Genomic DNA, 16776 nt, shown 5'->3' with positions numbered 1-16776 from the left:
GCGGATAGTCCTCCGCAGCTAGTCCTCGGCAGCGGCGAGCTGGCCGCAGGCGCCGTCGATCTCCTTGCCGCGGGTATCGCGCAGCGTGGTGGGCACCCCGGCGTCGTTGAGGCGGTCGATGAACTCCTGCATCACATCCGGCTCGGAGGAGGTCCACACTGAGTCCGGCGTCGGGTTCAGCGGGATCGGGTTGACGTGGACCCACCCGCGGCCGCGGGCGTTGAGCTTCTGCGCCAGCAGGTCGGCGCGCCAGGGATGGTCGTTCATGTCTTTGATCAGCGCGTACTCGATGCTCACCCGCCGCCCGGTCGTCTCGTAGTAGTAGCGGGCGGCATCGATGGCCTCATCGGCCTTCCACCGGGAGTTGACCGGAATCATCTCATCGCGCAGCTCGTCGTCGGGTGCGTGCAGGCTCAGGGCGAAGGTGATGGGCAGGTTCTCATCGGCCAGCTTCTTGATCGCCGGCACCAGTCCGACGGTCGAGAGGGTGATGCCGCGAGCGCTCATGCCCAGTCCCTCCGGTGCTGGGTTGACCATGCGCCGCACCGCGTTCATCACGCGCTTGTAATTGGCCAGCGGCTCGCCCATGCCCATGAAGACGATGTTGCTGACCCGCTGCCGCCCGGCGACGGAGCCCGACGACGCACCCTGCCGCTCGGAGTGCTCCTGCCGTGCGGACTGACCCTGCCGCGCCGTCTGCCCCTGCTTCACCGGGCTGATCTGCGAGTCGGACCCCTGCGCGGCTGAGGTCTCGGCGTCGTCGTCCGCCTCTTCGCCGAGTCCCGCGTGATCAGTCTCGTCAGCCAGTTCAGCGGCAGTCGGGGAGTCGAGCTCGCCGGCGGCGATGACCCGGTTGGCCTGCACGATCTGGTCGACGATCTCAGCGGTGGACATATTGCGGGTGAGCCCGTTCTGACCGGTGGCGCAGAAGGGGCAGTTCATCCCGCAGCCGCACTGGGAGGAGATGCACAGGGTGATGCGGTTGCGGTAGCGCATCAGCACCGATTCGACCAGGGCGCCGTCGAAGAGCCGCCACAGGAACTTGATGGTGGCACCGTCGTCGGTGCGCAGCCGGCGGACCTCAGTCAGCAGCGGCGGCATGAACTCCTCCACCAGCTGCTCACGGGTCTGCGCCGGCAGGTCGGTCATCTGATCCGGATCGGAGGTGTAGTGCTGGAAGTAGTGCACCGAGAGCTGCTTGGCCCTGAAGCCGGCGATCCCCAGCTCCTCGGCCCGTGCAATGCGTTCATCCAGCGTCAGGTCCGCCAAGTGGGTGGGCGGCAGTTTGGTCCGTTTGGGCTGGGAGAACTGCAGCTTGGGGCGGCCCTCAGCGTCGCGGGCCTGGGTCCATCCCTCGGCGCGGGGCTTGACCTGGCGGCTGCCGGGCTCGGCGCCGGCAGCCGGTGTGGGCTGTGTTTCGGAAGTCATCCTCACCAGTCTCCCACGTCCACCTCGAGTCTGGCCCATACACATTTTGCGCAGCCACATTTGCGCAGCGTCTTGCACCTCTCTAACGTCAGGCACACGTAGTACATTTGAGACATGCAGACGATCAGCAAGCGCGAGCTTAACCAGCGCACCGCGGCGGTGCTCGCCCAGGTCACCGACACCGACGACCTCGTGGTGACCGAGCGGGGCAAGCCCCGCTGGCGGGTCAGTGCAGTCCGGGACCAGGAGACGGCACTGGCGCGGCTGGAGCGAGAGGGGCGCTACACCCCGCCGAGGTCGGAACCGGCGCCGTGGCCCAGTCACCCGGGCGGACCGGCGTACACCGGCGACGAGGCGGATGTGCTGCTCGACCAGATGCGCGGAGACCACTGACGCATGGGTGCTTCGCTGGTCTACCTCGACTCCTCGGTGGCGCTGCGCACAATCCTGGACGTCCCCGAGCGCGAACGCCTTCACTCCTGGATGCAATCGGCGGGGGCGACCTTCGTGTCCTCCCGCCTGCTGCGCACCGAGGTGGTCCGCGTCCTGCGACGCGACAGCCGTTCGCTGGCAGATGGGGCGCCGCTGTTGGACCGGGTCGGCATGCTGGAGATCAGCCGTGAGACCCACACGGTCGCCGAAGCCATCGAGCGGCACGTCAAGACCCTGGACGCGCTGCATCTGGCGACAGCGCTGCTGATCGGCGAAGAGGTCACCGTGGCGACCCACGACCAATCGATGAAGGCCGCCGCCGAGCACCTCGGGCTGCTCGTGACTGATCCGGTCGAGCAAGTGTGTTCGTAAGACCCAAACGGGTTGGTATGAGCGGACCCGATCACCGAGGGCATCCAGGTGGAGAAACTGAACGTTCTCGGACCTGAAGACTCAGGCGCTGGCCCGGCCTCTTCGCCAGTAGCCCATAAAGCTGACCTGCTTGCGGCTCAGCCCCACCTCTTTCACCAGATGACGCCGCAGGCCGGTGATCACCGCAGATTCCCCGGCCAACCACGCATACTCGCCGAACCCTTCGGGCGTGGAGGTCTCCCACAGCACCGCGTCGTCGTCGATGTCAGGAAGCTGCTGCCCGGAACCGGTGAGCGCGCCGACTGGTTCTGTCCCGGGCTCCCAGGCGAGACGGCGGGCGCTGAAGATCTTCTTCCTCCGGGCCCCCCAGTCCTGAACCGCCGCAGAGAGCCCCGCACCGGCTTCGGCATCTTCGCGCGGCAGCCAGTGGACTTCCACACTGGAGGCCGATGCGACCTCGAGGGCGTCCGCGGCGGTGGGAATCTCCACATAAGCCTCGCCGGTGTAGCTCTCAGGCAGCGCTTCGAGGATCGCGCAAATCGCAGGCGCTGCCGTCTCGTCACCGACCAGCAGCAGGTCCCGGGCGGTTCCGGGGGTGAAGTCGATGCCCCCGCCGGGTTCGGCGGAGCGGCGGTCCGGGCCGATGATCACCAACTCGTCCCCGGGTTCAGCGGCCAGCGCCCACGCCGAGGCGGGACCGGAGCTGCCGTCGGGCTCCACATGGGTGACGAAGTCGATATCGATCTGCCGCATAGGGGTGCGGATGCTGCGCACGGTGTAGGTGCGGATGGGGTTGCGCTGGGCGGCGTCGAGCGCCCGCCAGGCGCCGTACCACTGCGCGGTGGTGGCCGGCGGGTCGGCGAAGAGCCCGACGTCGGGATATCCCCCGTCAGCCCGGGGCAGGAAGAGTTTGATCCGCTGATCCCAGGCCGGCGGCGATGCCGCTGCCTGCTCAGCGGTGAGCGCGGTGCCTGCAGGCCCGAAGTGCTCGAGGTCATCGGCGGTGAGGGTCACCCGCAGAAAATGGGGGGACAGCTGCGCGATGGCCACCACCTGGGTCCGGTAGGCGCGGGTCGCCGGGCGCGGCGGGGTTTGTTGGCTACGGACACTCATTAGGGAACACCACGATACCCTAATGGGCCACGGTGCACTGAGGCAGACCTATTGCCTCTGAGTCCGGGGGGATTCAGACCCGTCAGCGCCGCAGGACGACTGATCCGCGCTCAGCTGCCGCCTAGGGCCTCCGAGACCGCATCCGCTGCCGCCACCAGAGCCCGGCCGCACCGTATGCGCTTCTGCTCGTCCAACCGGTAGGTGGGCACCAGGGTGCTCATCGCCGCTACCACCCGGCCGCCGGCGCCGATCGGGGCGCTGATGGCTGTCACGTCACTCTCCACGGTGTTCTCCAGGACCACGTAGCCGACCTGCGGGGTCTCGCCGCGCAGCACCACGCCGGCCGCTGAGCCTTGCAGGGGAACGGTTCTGCCCACCCAGTTGGTGTGGCGCACCGAGAAGGTGCCCTCCACGATGCTGATGTAGATCGTCTGCTCGTTGCCTCCGGGCACGCTCAGATAGACCGACTCGCCGGTCGTCTCCACGACGCCCTCCATCGGTTTTCGGCTCAGCGGAACCAGCGCCTCTCGGGAGAAGGCCTTCGCTCCGATCTGGATGAGCCGGGGGCCGGGCTGGTAGCTGTTGTCGGCTGCGCGGGTGAGGAAGTCCTCCGACTCCAAGGTCCGCATCAGCCGCAGCGCCGTACTGGCCGGCAGGTCGGCAGCACGGGCGGAGTCGACAAGGCTCGCGCTGCCCTCATCGCAGACCGAGGCCAGCAGCCGCAGCGCCCGCTGCACCGTGCGGGTGGATGAAGGCTCTGCCATGCGTGGTTCCTTTCAGGCCCGACCGTGGAACTGTGCTCGCTCGTGGAACAGTGTACGGACCGCCTCGTCGATCAGCCGGGCCGCTGTCTTGGCCGTGCGCCCGTCCTGGTCAAGGGAAGGATTGAGTTCGACGACGTCGAGCAGGCGCAGCTTTCCGGTGGCCGCGGCGGCCCGCACCGCTGCTGCGACCAATGGGGTGGCGACACCCATTGAAGCCGGGGCTGAGACGCCGGGGGCGACATCAGCCGGCAGCACATCCAAGTCAATCGTGAGGTAGAGCAGCTCCAGGTCGGCGCAGAACCCCTCGACAAATCGGCGAACCCCAGCTGCTCCGGCTTCGGCGCACTCGGCGTCGGTCATCCACCGGACGCCCAGGCTGCGCGCCTGGGCGAACAGTGCCCCGGTGTTGGAGGGTTCGGCGAGCCCGAGAACAGCGTAGTTCAGCGGTTCACGGCCGGCAGCCCGCTCAGCCTCAGCCATCTGCAGAAACGGGGTGCCGGAGGTGGGCCGGGACTCGCTGCGCAGGTCGAAGTGGGCGTCCACGTTCAGCACGCCCCAGCGCGGTGGACGCACGCCCTCGCCGGTCTGCATGTGCTGCGAGCTCATCAGCCCGCGGTAGGAGGACCAGGCCGTCTCATGGCCACCGCCCAGGACGACGCTCAGCTGCGAGCCGGCGGCATCCAGCGCTGCAGCGGTGGTCTCGGCCGCGGCAGTCTGGCCGGCTTCAAGGTCCTCCCCCTCGGTGACGACGTCGCCGTAGTCGGTGATCCGCACCTCACTGGAGGCCAGCGGCCCGTGCAGCGCCAGCGGCGCCAGAGCTCGGCGCAGGGCGGCCGGCCCTTTCGCCGCCCCCACTCGGCCGCCGTTGCGGCGGACCCCCTCATCAGTGCTGAAGCCCAGCAGGCTCACCTGCTCACCGCCGGCCTCATCACCGTCGGCGGCGCGAGCGTCTTCGATCTGCTGCTGATGGGCAGATACCACCACTTCGTGCCAGCGGGCGTGCTGGGCCCCCTCGCCGTCGTGGCGGCCGGTCCACAGGGTCGACGTCGGCTGGGCAGTCATCGCAAAACTCCTGATCATTGTGGACATATCGGCGGACTCTCGGGGTCTGGGACCTGAATGTATCACCTGCAGAAACTTGCACATGCCGCAGATCACAGTTTCAATGGATAAAAGTCACACACCATCCAATGAAACTTCAGCTTACTCTGCTCTGTTTGTCCCACTCCGCTGCTCCAGCACGAACGAAAGGCGTTCCCATGGCTCAGTCATTCACCCAGCACGACCCTTCACGCACCATCCGGGCAGCCCGAGGATCTGAGCTGAGTGCCAAGTCCTGGCAGACCGAGGCTCCGCTGCGGATGCTGATGAACAACTTGGACCCCGAGGTCGCCGAGCGACCCGAGGACCTGGTCGTCTACGGCGGCACCGGCCGGGCGGCCCGCAGCTGGGAGGCCTACGACGCGATCGTCGACACCCTGCAGGACCTCGAGGCTGACGAGACCCTGCTGGTGCAGTCCGGCAAGCCGGTGGGCGTGGTGCGGACCAACCGGTGGGCGCCCCGGGTGCTGCTGGCCAACTCCAATCTGGTCGGCGACTGGGCCGATTGGAAGCACTTCCGCAAGCTGGAGGACGAGGGCCTGATGATGTACGGGCAGATGACCGCCGGCTCCTGGATCTACATCGCCACCCAGGGCATCCTGCAGGGCACCTTTGAGACCTTCGCCGCGGTGGCTCAGAAGCGATTCGGGTCGACATTGGCCGGGACCTTGACTCTGACCGGAGGCTGCGGCGGCATGGGCGGGGCCCAGCCGCTGTCGGTCACGCTCAACGGTGGTGCGGTGCTCATCGTCGATGTCTCCGAAGATCGGCTGCGCCGCCGGCAGTCCAAACGCTACCTCGACGACGTCGAAACCGACCTCGACACCGCCGTCGAGAAGGTCATGGACGCCAAGCGTGACAAGCGCGCGGTCTCAGTGGGCTACGTCGGCAACGCCGCGGAGGCCTTCGCCGAGCTGCTGCAGCGCCACCGGGCCGGCGAGATCGAGGTCGACATCGTCACCGACCAGACCTCAGCCCATGACCCGCTCTCCTATCTGCCCACCGAGTACACCGTCGATGAGTGGGAAGCGGAGTCCAAGGCCGACCCGGAAGGGTTCACCAAGAAGGCCCAGGAGTCCATGGCCGCCCAGGTGCAGGCGATGGTCGAGTTCCAGGACGCCGGCGCCGAAGTCTTCGACTACGGCAACTCCATCCGTGATGAGGCCCGTACGGCCGGCTACTCACGGGCCTTCGAGTTTCCCGGGTTCGTGCCGGCCTATATCCGCCCGCTGTTCTGCGAGGGTCTCGGCCCCTTCCGCTGGGTGGCCCTCTCCGGGGACCCTAAGGACATCCGGGTCACCGATGAGGCGATCAAAGAGCTGTTCCCCGACAACACCCACCTGCACACCTGGCTCGATGCCGCCGCCGAGCACGTCGAGTTCGAAGGACTGCCCGCCCGCATCTGCTGGCTGGGCTACGGCGAGCGCCACCAGGCCGGACTGCTGTTCAACCGGCTGGTCGCCGAAGGCAAGGTCAAAGCACCCATCGTGATCGGCCGTGACCACTTGGACTCCGGCTCGGTGGCCTCCCCCTACCGGGAGACCGAATCCATGCTGGACGGATCCGACGCCGTGGCCGACTGGCCGCTGCTCAACGCGCTGACCGCGGCCAGCTCCGGGGCCACCTGGGTCTCGATCCACCACGGCGGCGGGGTCGGCATGGGCCGATCCATCCACGCCGGCCAAGTCGGTGTGGCCGACGGCACCGAACTGGCTGCGGCCAAACTGGAGGCGCTGCTGACCAACGACCCCGCCATGGGAATCATCCGTCACGTCGACGCCGGCTACCCGAAGGCCAGCTCGGTGGCCGCCGAACGCCATGTCCGCATTCCGATGAACCCGAAGGCCTAAACTTCCTCACCACTGACCCGACCATCGCAGGAGCTGAGACCGTGACCAGCACGCTGATCACCAATATTGCCGAGCTGACCACCGTCGACCCCGAACAGCGGGTGCTGACCGATGCCGCTGTGGTCATCGACGGCGAGCAGATCGCCTGGGTCGGCGCCGCCTCCGAGGCCCCTGCGGCCGATGAGCGCGTCGACGCCGGGGCCCGGGCCATGCTGCCCGGCTGGGTGGACTCCCACACCCACCTGGTCTTCGCCGGTGACCGCAGCGCCGAGTTCGAGGCCCGGATGGCTGGGCAGTCCTACGCCGCCGGCGGCATCAGCGTCACCACTGAGGCCACCCGCGACGCCAGTGACCAACGGCTGCGCGACCTGCTCCGCACCCGAGTGGCAGAGGCCGTGGCCGGAGGCACGACGTTCTTAGAGACCAAGACCGGCTACGGGCTCGACGTCGAGGAGGAGGCCCGCCACGCCCGCCTTGCCGCAGACGAGGTCGACGTCGTCACGTTCCTGGGAGCCCACCTGGTTCCCCCGGGGGTCGACGCCGATGAATATGTGCAGACCGTGACCGGGCCGATGCTGCAGGCGGCGCTTCCCTATGTGCAGTGGGCCGATGTGTTCTGCGAGAGCGGGGCGTTCAGCGAGGAGCAGTCGCGCACCGTGCTGCAGGCCTGCGCCGAGGCTGGCCTGGGGCTGCGGGTGCACGGCAATCAGCTGGGCCAGGGCCCCGGGGTGCGGCTGGCCGTTGAGCTGGGTGCGGCGAGCGTGGACCACGTCAACCACCTCAGTGACCGCGACGTCGAGCTGCTGGCCGACACCTGGTCAGGCTGGGACTCCGCCGCCGCCACCGGGTCTCCCGGCACGGTGGCCACCTGCCTGCCCGCCTGCGACCTCTCCACCCGGCAGCCGCTGGCCCCGGGACGCAGGCTGCTCGACGCGGGGGTGGAGATCGCCCTGGCGTCGAACTGCAACCCCGGCACCAGCTACACCTCCTCGATGAACTTCAATGTGGGCACCGCCGTGCTGCAGATGCACCTCAGCCTCGCCGAGGCGCTTCGCGCGGCCACTATGGGCGGAGCCGTCGCACTGCGCGCCCACGACTCAGTAGGCTCCATCGAGGTCGGCAAGCGGGCCGACCTGCACCTGCTGAACGCTCCGGCGGCCATCCACCTGGCCTACCGGCCCGGCATGCCGCTGACCCACGCCGTGTGGCGCGAAGGCCAGCGCGCCGTGTAGCCCCTGCGGCGGCTGAAGCTGCCACACTTCTGAAGATCCAACACTTCTGACCCCACATTCGAAAGGAACCGCATGACCCCTATCAACCTGGACCCTGATCGGCTGAGCCTGGCCGATGTGGTCGCCGTCGCCCGTGATGACGCGCCTGTGGTCCTCACCGAGGACATTCTGCAGCAGGTGGGCCGCTTCCGTGAATCGGTGGAAGAGCTCGCCGAGGCGCAGCGGCCGGTCTACGGGGTCTCCACCGGGTTCGGCGCGCTGGCCCAACGCCATATCCCCGACTCCCTGCGCGCCCAGCTGCAGAAGTCCCTGATCCGTTCGCACGCCGCCGGGATGGGTGAGCCGGTGGAGCGTGAGGTGGTGCGGGCGATGATGCTGCTGCGCGCCAGGACCATGGCCACCGGCCGGGCCGGAGTGCGCCCGGTGGTGCTGAGCACCTACGTGGAGATCCTCAACGCGTCCATCACCCCGGTGGTTCATGAGCACGGTTCCCTGGGCTGCTCCGGGGATCTGGCGCCGCTGGCCGCCTGCGCCCTGGTCCTGATGGGCGAAGGGGAAGTCCTCGACGCCGCAGGCAAGCCAGTCCCGGCCGCCGAGGCGCTGCGCGATGCCGGAATTACCCCGGTGGAGCTGGCTGAGAAGGAGGGGCTGGCCCTGACCAACGGCACCGACGGCATGCTGGGGATGTTGCTGCTGGCGGTGGCCGATCTGGAGAATCTGCTGAGCACCGCAGACCTCTCGGCGGCCATGAGCGTAGAGGCCCTGCACGGCACCGACCAAGTCTTTGTGCCCGAGCTGTTCGAACCGCTGCGACCCCATCCGGGCCAGACGCTCAGTGCTGCGAATATGCTCGCCGCGCTGCGCGGCTCGCCGATCGTGGCCTCGCACCGGGATTCCGAACACCTGGTTCAGGACGCCTACTCGCTGCGGTGTGCACCCCAGGTCAACGGTGCCGCCCGCGACGCCCTGGAGTACGCCCACCAGGTCGCATCTCGGGAGCTTCGCGCCGCGATCGACAACCCGGTGGTGCTGGATTCTGGCATGGTCTCCTCCAACGGCAACTTCCACGGCGCTCCGCTGGCCCACGCCCTGGATTTTCTGGCGATCGTGGCCGCCGACGTCGCCTCCATCGCCGAGCGGCGCACCGACCGAATGATGGATGCCCACCGCAGCCAAGGCCTGCCGCCGTTCCTCGCCGATGATCCCGGGGTGGATTCGGGCCTAATGATTGCGCACTACACCCAGGCGGGCATGGTCTCGGAGAGCAAACGCCTGGCCGCTCCGGCCAGCGTGGACTCCATCCCCACCTCGGCGATGCAGGAGGACCACGTGTCAATGGGCTGGGGCGCAGCACGCAAACTGCGCCGCTCCCTCAGCAGCCTCAGCAGCGTGCTGGCCGTAGAGCTCTACGCTGCCGCACGAGCGACACAGCTGCGTGACGAGCCGCCGGCTCCGGCCACCGCAGCGGTGGTCAAGGTGCTGGGCAGCCGGGTGCCGGGGCCGGGCGAGGACCGGTTCCTCTCCCCCGAACTGGCCGAGGTGGTGGAGCTGGTGCGTCACGGCGACGTCGTCGCGGCTGCCCAGAGCGTGGCAGAGATCGGCCACACTGTCCCTGTGCACACCACTATCCCTTCAGACAACGTTGAGCGGAGCTGAGCCACAGATGTTTGAGATGCTGAACCCCGTCGTCGTCTCGGTGCTGGTGCTGGTTGCCCTGAGTCTGGCCCGGGTCCATGTCATCATTGCGCTGCTGCTGGCTGCGGTGGTGGGCGGACTCACCGCCGGGCTCTCCCTCGAGGAGACCTTCACCACCCTGATCGGCGGGCTGGGCGGTCAGGGCGAGACCGCGCTGAGCTATATTCTGCTGGGCACCCTGGCGGTCATGGTCGCCAGATCGGGGCTGACCAAGAAGCTGATCCGCCGCATGCTGCCGCTGCTGCGCGGCCGGCGGGCCTTCGTGCTCTTCGCCATCGCGGGACTGGCCTGCTTCTCACAGAACCTGGTGCCGGTCCACATCGCCTTCATTCCGATCCTGATTCCGCCGCTGCTGGCGGTCTTCGACAAGATGAAGATCGACCGGCGCGGTGTGGCCACCGCACTGACCTTCGGGCTCAAGGCGCCGTACCTGATTGTGCCGCTGGGCTTCGGCCTGATCTTCCAGGGCATCGTCGCCGATGAGATGACGGCCAACGGCATGGACCTGACTGTGGGCCAGGTTCCGCTGGCGATGGCGATCCCGGTGGCCGGCATGCTCGTGGGCCTGGTGGTGGCGGTGCTGTTCACCTACCGCAGGGACCGGCAGTACGCGCAGGTCACCAGCGATCTGGCCGCTGCCGGTCAGGTCGCTGAGGACGACCCGGACCTGGCGTGGGGCCGCCGCGACGTCGTCGTGCTCCTGGGCTTGGCGGTGACCCTGGTGCTGCAGATCATCTACGGCTCTCTGGTCATCGCGGCCTTGGCGGGCATCGTGGTGATCTTCCTGCTGCGCGCGGAGCAGTGGAAGGAGGGCGAGCCGATCCTCGACCGCGGTGTGGCCATGGTGGGCACCATCGCCTTCATCATGCTCATCGCCTCCGGCTACGCCGCTGTGCTCACTGAGACCGGTGCCGTCGACTCCCTGGTGGAGACCACCACCGGCTGGTTCGGCGACTCGCGTCTGCTGGCGGCGGTGGTCATGATGTCTGTGGGTCTGCTGGTGACGATGGGCATCGGCACCTCCTTCGGCACGGTGCCGGTGCTGGCGGCCATCTTCGTGCCGATGGCCGGTGCGATCGGCTTCAGCCCGCTGGCCACCGCAGCGCTGATCGGTGCCTCCGGGGCGATCGGCGATGCCGGCTCACCGGCCTCCGACAGCACCCTGGGGCCCACCTCGGGTCTCAATGCGGATAAGCAGCACAACCACATCTGGGACACCTGCGTGCCGACGTTCATGCACTACAACATCCCGCTGTTCATCGGAGGGGTGGTCGCCGCACTGGTGCTGTGATCAGCTCCCTACCAGCTGGTAGAGTGCCAATGCTAAAAGTTACCGTGGCGTAGATCACATGATCATCATCGTCGAGCGGCGCCGGTTGCGCGAACGTACACCTAGTGGAGGCCCAGGGGATGGCACAGCACGGCAGGTCACAGCACGGCACGGCACAGGATGCGGCGACCGGTGGGCCGAACAGCGCTCACACCGGTGCCAGAGGCAGGCGTCCGCGTCGCGGTCGCAGAATCCTGCTGAGCACACTTGCCGGCGGCCTCGTCCTGATACTCATCGCCACCGCATTCCTGACCTGGTCCGTCGTACGGGCCTTCCCGCAGACTGACGGGTCAATCGATGTCCCGGGCCTGCAGAGCGAGGTGACCGTCCACCGAGACAGCCACGGCATCCCGACTCTCACGGCCGAGACCGGCGAGGACCTCTTCCGCGCTCAGGGCTTCGTCCACGCCCAGGACCGCTTCTGGGAGATGGATTTCCGCCGGCATATGACCAGCGGCCGACTCTCCGAACTCTTCGGCGAAGCGCAGGTCGAAACCGACTCGTTTCTGCGCACCCTGGGCTGGCACCGTGTCGCCCAGGAGGAGGTCGACGCGCTGCCCGAGGATGTGCTCAGCTACTACGAGGCCTACGCCGACGGGGTGAACGCCTACCTCGACGAGCGCCAGGGCGGCGCGCTCGCGTTCGAGTACACCGTGCTGGGCCTGCAGAACCCAGGCTACGAACCAGAGCCCTGGACGCCCACCGATTCCGTCGCCTGGCTCAAGGCGATGGCATGGGATCTGCGCACCAATATCGAGGACGAGACCTCCCGAGCACTGCTGGAACCGAACCTCGAGCCGGAGCGCCTCACCGAGCTGTACCCGGCCTACCCCTTCGACGAGCATCCCGTCATCATGGCCGAGGACCCGGACGCCTCGACGCTTGCGCAGTCGGACATCCCCGCACCCGCCACCGCCGAGGGCCCCGCCAGCACGGAGGGCCCAGCCAGCACCGAGGGCCGCGCCAGCACGGAGGGCCCCGCCGACGACGCCGACCCCGCCGATGCAGAAGCAGCCGAGGCGGTCTCAGCAGACACAGACCCGGCAGACACGGACCCGGCTGCGGCCGAGCCCTCCTCTGCATCACACGCTGTCGGTGCCCCGGATTTCGACTCCCTGGACTTCGACTCCGCCGCCCTTTCGGATCTCCTCACCCGAGTGGATGCCTTGGTCGGCGGCGCCGGGGAGGGAATCGGATCCAATTCGTGGGTGATCTCCGGCGAGCACACCGAGACCGGCGACCCGCTGCTCGCCAATGACCCGCACCTGGGGGCCGCCCTGCCCTCAGTGTGGTCGCAGATGCAGCTCAGGTGCGCAGAGGTGACGGAGGAATGCCCGTTCGCCGTCGCCGGATACAGCTTCTCCGGACTCCCCGGAATCGTCATCGGTCACAACCAGCAGATTGCGTGGGGCTTCACGAATCTCACCACCGACGTCGCCGACCTCTACGTCGAACGCCTCACCGAGGACGGCTATCAGCGCAATGGTGAGACGGTCCCCTTCGAAACCCGCCAGGAGACCATCCGCGTCGCCGGAGGAGACGACGTCGACCTCCAAGTACGTTCCACGGTCCACGGTCCGATCGTCTCCGGTCTCACCCCAGAGTTCACCTCGATCGCCACCACACGCAGAGGCGGTGCCATAGGCGGCGTGGACGAGGCAGCCGAGGAGGCAGCGGATGCCTCCGCCCTCCCTGATGAGGACTACGCGCTGAGCCTGCGGTGGACGGCGCTGGATGCGGGGTCAACCGCGCAGGCGATCTTCTCGCTCAACCTGGCGGAGGACTTCTCAGAGTTCCGCCGGGCGGCCTCCCAGTTCGACGTGCCGGCACAGAACCTCATCTACGCGGACACCGAGGGCAACATCGGCTACCAGGCGCCCGGCCGTCTGCCGATCCGCGGCGAGGGCGACGGGTGGCTGCCGCAGCCCGGTTGGGACAGTGCCTATGACTGGCAGGGCTTCATCCCATTCGAGGAGCAGCCGGTCATCTACAACCCGGATTCGGGCTACATCGCCACAGCCAACAACGCGATCGTCAACGACGACTACCCATACTTCCTCAGCCGAGACTGGGACTACGGTCATCGCGGCGCTCGCATCGTCGAGCTGCTGGAGTCGAGGATCGATGCGGCAGACGTGACGGCGCAGGACATGGCAGCGATCCACATGGACAATGAGTTCCCCGCCGCCGCCTCCCTGCGCAGTGCCTACCAGGAGATCACCGTCGAAGACGAGGACGTGCAGCAGGCGCTGGATCTGGTGGAGGACTGGGACGGACAGAACGACGCCGACTCTGCGGCCGCGGCCTATGCCAACGTCCTGTGGAATCAGGTGACCGCCGCGATGACGAGCACCCAGGACGCGGAGATCAGCCACGATGACCAGTCGCGACTGGCCATATTCCTCGCCAATCAGCTCGACGATGAGGACAGCCCATGGTGGGGCGGCTCCCGCGAGAGCCTGCTGCAGACGGCGGCACAGCAGGCCCACGCGGAACTGGCCGATCTGCAGGGCGAGGACCCCGAGGAATGGAACTGGGGCCAGCTGCATGAACTGTCACTGACGCATGGCTCCTTCGGCGAGAGTGGCATCGCACCCATCGAAGCACTCTTCAACCGGGGACCCTACGAGACGGGCGGAGGCTCCGGTGTGGTGAACGCGACCGGATGGGAGATGGACGAGGGATACGAGACGACCACGGTGCCGTCCATGCGCATGGTGATCGACGTCGGTAACTGGGACGACTCCACCTGGCAGAATCTCACCGGTCAGAGCGGTCACGCATTCCACCCGCACTACACCGACCAGGCTGAGGGGTGGACGAGGGGGGACCAGTACCCGTGGGCCTACTCACCGGAGGCCGTGGAGCAGGCGGCACAGGACACCCTGACGCTCACACCCGGCTCTACAGCTTCCAGTGGGTGAACCGGCCGGCCAGCATGGTGGCCGCGACCTCCATGCTGCGCAGCTGCTCGCCGGTGGCGGTCAGCGGGTCGGCATCGACCAGGATCAGGTCAGCCGGGCCCCCCTCGCGCAGGTCCAGCCCGGCCCGGGTGCTGGCCCTGAGGGCCGTGGCGACGTCGATGCTCTGCTCCGGGTGCCAGGGCGCCCGGCCGTCACGGCTGCGGGTCACCGCCGCGGCGATCTGCGCCCAGGGGTCCAGTGCCGAGACCGGCGCATCGGAGCCGAGGCGCAGCCTCGCACCGGATTCGTGCAGCGAGCGCAGCGCGAACGCCCGGTCAGTGCGACCGGGCCAGTAGGCGTCGGCGACGTCGCGATCATCCATGGCGTGCTCCGGCTGGACCGAGGCTTCGAGTCCCAGTGGGGCAAATCGCGCCACGTCCTCGACGCGCAGCAGCTGGGCGTGCTCCACCCGGCCGGTCATTCCCAGGGCGGCGAAGGTGTCGATCACCTCGGTGTTGGCACGGTCGCCGATGGCATGCACGGCGGCACCGATGCCGGCACCGTTCGCCCGCTGCAGCAGCCGGGTGAGCTCTTCGATGGGCACTGCCTCCACCCCGCAGCGGTGGGGATGATCGGCGGCCAGCCCCGGGTAGGGGTCCCAGCACCAGGCGGTGCGGGTGTTCAGCGAACCGTCGACGATCACCTTCAGCGGCCCCATGGTGATCAGCCCCTGGGAATCGAGCCCATCCCCGGTCTTCAGGCCGCGGTCGATGACGCGCTCAAGCGTGTCGGGCCACGTCGACACCTCGACGCGCAGCGCGTCCACCCCGGCTGCCACCCGCTGGGGCCACAGGGCGGTGTTGTCATCGTTCTCAAAATCGACGACGCCGACCACACCCCTGGCAGCGGCCACATCGGCAGCGCGCCGGTAGTCGGCAGTGGTGAGCTCGGCAGCGGCGTCCAGCCGCTGCAGCACGGCGAAGGATTCGGTCTCACGCAGCAGGCCGGTGGCATCGGTCGCAGCGCCGAACTGCCGCTGGGCAGCCGAGTTGATCCACATGCAGTGCAGATCGGCGCTGACCAGCACAGTCGGAACCTCACCGGTGGCTGCGTCCAAGGCGGCAAGGGTGGGCGGCTGGTGCCAGAGCCCGTCGCGGAACCCGAATCCGGTCAGTCGCTGGCTGGCACTGAGCTGCGCGGCGGCGGAAGCGACCAGCCGCAGGGTCTCGTCAGCGGAATCGGCGCCGGAGAGGTCCAGCCGCTGCTGCTGGATGACCCATTGGGTGAAGTGCACGTGATGATCCCAGAGCCCCGGCAGCACCGTGCGGCCTTCGGCGTCGCAGCTCTCCTGCGCTTCAGCGCCGCTGAGCTGCCCGGCCGGTCGGATCGCGGCCACCCCGCCGCCGCTGACCAGCAGGTCCTGAAGCTGGCGGGACCCCGGAGGGCGCACATTCCTCAGCAGCACTGTTCTCCGCCTTCTTGGGCCAGCGCGGCCGCGTTGACGGTCTCCATGCGGTCGGCCACAGCGGGGTTGGAGTAGACGCCGGGCTCACGCAGGTGGCTGATGACGCTGCGCACGGTGGCCACCGACTTGTTCTGGCTCATCTTCTCCTTGGCTTCGAACCGCTGGACCCGCAGGCGAAACCCCGCCGTGCCGGTGACCATATGGTGGGCGTACTGCGAACTCTCAGCGGTGGCGTGCAGCAGCTGCGGCTGCGGCATCGGGGCCTCGAAGTGCTCCACCAGCCGGTCCAGGACCTGCAGGTTCTCCGCCTCGGTGAGGATCTCCGGGGTGCCGTGCAGATGCGCCACGGTGAAGTTCCAGGTGGGCACGTTGGGCTGTTCTTCATACCAGCCCGGGGAGATGTAGCCGTGGGGACCTTCGACGATCACCATCATGGGGTGGGCGCCCAACTGGTGCTTCTCCTCGTCCGGCCGACCCAGGTGGGAGAGCAGAACGATGCCCTCGTCCTGCTCATCCACCAGCACCGGGTAGTGGCTTCCGATCAGCCCCTCCCCGGGCACATAGGTGATGAACCGTGCCCAGGGATTGTCCCTGATGAGCTGTTTGACCGACTCCGGGTCTTCCAGGGCGAAGCTGGGGTTATCGCGCATGCCTCTTTTCTACACCCTGCCTCACGTCTGGGTCTCACGGCTGGGTCTCACTGCTGGGTCTCACTGCTGGGTCTGCGGCTGCTTCAACCTATCCGCCAACTTGTGGAAGGAGGAGGCGGGGGTGCCGAAGCGGTGCAGGGTCATGGACACCGCCTGCTCCTTCAGCCAGTAGCGCAGCTCCACCCGGCCGGATGCGGTCACCGGATCATCCAACAGAGCGATCTCCGGCAGCGGGGCGGCCGCGGCGAACAGCTCTGACGACGCCGTGCCGATCACACGGACACGGGCGCTGGAGTGCTGAATGAACTCACCGCTGGCCAGCTTCCCGGCGAAGGCGTCGTCGTCGTGCTTGCCTGTACGTGCGGCCAGCTGCCCGATGAGCTTCGCCGCCTTGGCGGTCTTCTTATCCGCCTTCGGGTGCAGCGACAGGTCAAAGGTGGT

General features: G+C 67.9%; 14 protein-coding genes. 7 read left to right on the top strand and 7 right to left on the bottom strand.

The window, feature by feature from the left end; genetic code table 11:
• Positions 1-18: 18 nt before the first annotated feature.
• On the bottom strand, positions 19-1428 hold the full coding sequence (gene rlmN, locus FHX47_RS08100) for a 23S rRNA (adenine(2503)-C(2))-methyltransferase RlmN (RefSeq protein WP_183358434.1): 1410 nt from the start codon (positions 1426-1428) through the stop codon (positions 19-21).
• A gap of 114 nt (positions 1429-1542) precedes the next feature.
• Between rlmN and FHX47_RS08095 the strand changes: the two genes are divergently transcribed.
• Both FHX47_RS08095 and FHX47_RS08090 read left to right on the top strand, forming a co-directional pair.
• Positions 1543-1821: a type II toxin-antitoxin system Phd/YefM family antitoxin gene (locus tag FHX47_RS08095; protein WP_183358432.1), complete on the top strand. Its 279-nt coding sequence runs from the start codon at positions 1543-1545 to the stop codon at positions 1819-1821.
• Between the two features lie 3 nt (positions 1822-1824).
• A complete protein-coding gene (locus tag FHX47_RS08090; protein ID WP_183358430.1) occupies positions 1825-2232 on the top strand; it encodes a type II toxin-antitoxin system VapC family toxin in 408 nt (135 codons plus the stop codon).
• A gap of 81 nt (positions 2233-2313) precedes the next feature.
• Here FHX47_RS08090 and FHX47_RS08085 read toward each other — a convergent pair whose 3' ends face one another.
• The 3 genes from FHX47_RS08085 to hutG all read right to left on the bottom strand — a co-directional run bounded on the left by FHX47_RS08085 (position 2314) and on the right by hutG (position 5171).
• Positions 2314-3345, bottom strand: coding sequence for a siderophore-interacting protein (locus FHX47_RS08085; protein WP_183358428.1), 1032 nt, complete (start codon positions 3343-3345; stop codon positions 2314-2316).
• A 110-nt stretch (positions 3346-3455) separates the two neighbouring features.
• Positions 3456-4109 (bottom strand): IclR family transcriptional regulator, encoded by a 654-nt coding sequence (locus tag FHX47_RS08080; protein WP_183358426.1) that lies wholly within the window; start codon positions 4107-4109, stop codon positions 3456-3458.
• 12 nt (positions 4110-4121) lie between these two features.
• A complete protein-coding gene (gene hutG, locus FHX47_RS08075) occupies positions 4122-5171 on the bottom strand; it encodes a formimidoylglutamase (RefSeq protein WP_183358424.1) in 1050 nt (349 codons plus the stop codon).
• A 197-nt stretch (positions 5172-5368) separates the two neighbouring features.
• Here hutG and FHX47_RS08070 point away from each other — a divergent pair, with 197 nt between their 5' ends.
• From FHX47_RS08070 to FHX47_RS08050, 5 genes are all read left to right on the top strand, one after another.
• Complete coding sequence (locus FHX47_RS08070; RefSeq protein ID WP_183358422.1) at positions 5369-7060, top strand: urocanate hydratase; 1692 nt, start codon at positions 5369-5371, stop codon at positions 7058-7060.
• A 41-nt stretch (positions 7061-7101) separates the two neighbouring features.
• Entirely contained in the window at positions 7102-8292 is a 1191-nt protein-coding gene (gene hutI / locus FHX47_RS08065; RefSeq protein ID WP_183358420.1) for an imidazolonepropionase, read from the top strand.
• 72 nt (positions 8293-8364) lie between these two features.
• Positions 8365-9948, top strand: a complete 1584-nt coding sequence (gene hutH, locus FHX47_RS08060) for a histidine ammonia-lyase (protein ID WP_183358418.1) — start codon at positions 8365-8367, stop codon at positions 9946-9948.
• A gap of 7 nt (positions 9949-9955) precedes the next feature.
• A complete protein-coding gene (locus tag FHX47_RS08055) occupies positions 9956-11278 on the top strand; it encodes a Na+/H+ antiporter family protein (RefSeq protein WP_183358417.1) in 1323 nt (440 codons plus the stop codon).
• 119 nt (positions 11279-11397) lie between these two features.
• On the top strand, positions 11398-14241 hold the full coding sequence (locus tag FHX47_RS08050; protein ID WP_183358416.1) for a penicillin acylase family protein: 2844 nt from the start codon (positions 11398-11400) through the stop codon (positions 14239-14241).
• Here FHX47_RS08050 and FHX47_RS08045 read toward each other — a convergent pair.
• From FHX47_RS08045 to FHX47_RS08035, 3 genes are all read right to left on the bottom strand, one after another.
• Positions 14222-15670: an amidohydrolase gene (locus FHX47_RS08045; protein WP_343064344.1), complete on the bottom strand. Its 1449-nt coding sequence runs from the start codon at positions 15668-15670 to the stop codon at positions 14222-14224. The two genes, FHX47_RS08050 and FHX47_RS08045, sit on opposite strands and share 20 nt — an antisense overlap.
• 5 nt (positions 15671-15675) lie before the next feature.
• Positions 15676-16335, bottom strand: a complete 660-nt coding sequence (locus FHX47_RS08040) for an FMN-binding negative transcriptional regulator (RefSeq protein WP_183358414.1) — start codon at positions 16333-16335, stop codon at positions 15676-15678.
• Positions 16336-16395: 60 nt separating this feature from the next.
• Positions 16396-16776: hypothetical protein (locus tag FHX47_RS08035; RefSeq protein ID WP_183358483.1), on the bottom strand; the 381-nt coding region annotated here is incomplete at its 5' end.

Source organism: Garicola koreensis, from assembly GCF_014195445.1.
GTDB classification, from domain to species: Bacteria; Actinomycetota; Actinomycetes; order Actinomycetales; family Micrococcaceae; genus Nesterenkonia; species Nesterenkonia koreensis.
This window is presented reverse-complemented; position numbering and strand designations above follow the sequence as displayed.

Coding starts and splice junctions, on each gene's coding strand:
- rlmN (WP_183358434.1), bottom strand. CDS start 1,428: ATGACTTCCGAAACACAGCCCACACCGGCTGCCGGCGCCGAGCCCGGC.
- FHX47_RS08095 (WP_183358432.1), top strand. CDS start 1,543: ATGCAGACGATCAGCAAGCGCGAGCTTAACCAGCGCACCGCGGCGGTG.
- FHX47_RS08090 (WP_183358430.1), top strand. CDS start 1,825: ATGGGTGCTTCGCTGGTCTACCTCGACTCCTCGGTGGCGCTGCGCACA.
- FHX47_RS08085 (WP_183358428.1), bottom strand. CDS start 3,345: ATGAGTGTCCGTAGCCAACAAACCCCGCCGCGCCCGGCGACCCGCGCC.
- FHX47_RS08080 (WP_183358426.1), bottom strand. CDS start 4,109: ATGGCAGAGCCTTCATCCACCCGCACGGTGCAGCGGGCGCTGCGGCTG.
- hutG (WP_183358424.1), bottom strand. CDS start 5,171: ATGACTGCCCAGCCGACGTCGACCCTGTGGACCGGCCGCCACGACGGC.
- FHX47_RS08070 (WP_183358422.1), top strand. CDS start 5,369: ATGGCTCAGTCATTCACCCAGCACGACCCTTCACGCACCATCCGGGCA.
- hutH (WP_183358418.1), top strand. CDS start 8,365: ATGACCCCTATCAACCTGGACCCTGATCGGCTGAGCCTGGCCGATGTG.
- FHX47_RS08055 (WP_183358417.1), top strand. CDS start 9,956: ATGTTTGAGATGCTGAACCCCGTCGTCGTCTCGGTGCTGGTGCTGGTT.
- FHX47_RS08050 (WP_183358416.1), top strand. CDS start 11,398: ATGGCACAGCACGGCAGGTCACAGCACGGCACGGCACAGGATGCGGCG.
- FHX47_RS08040 (WP_183358414.1), bottom strand. CDS start 16,335: ATGCGCGATAACCCCAGCTTCGCCCTGGAAGACCCGGAGTCGGTCAAA.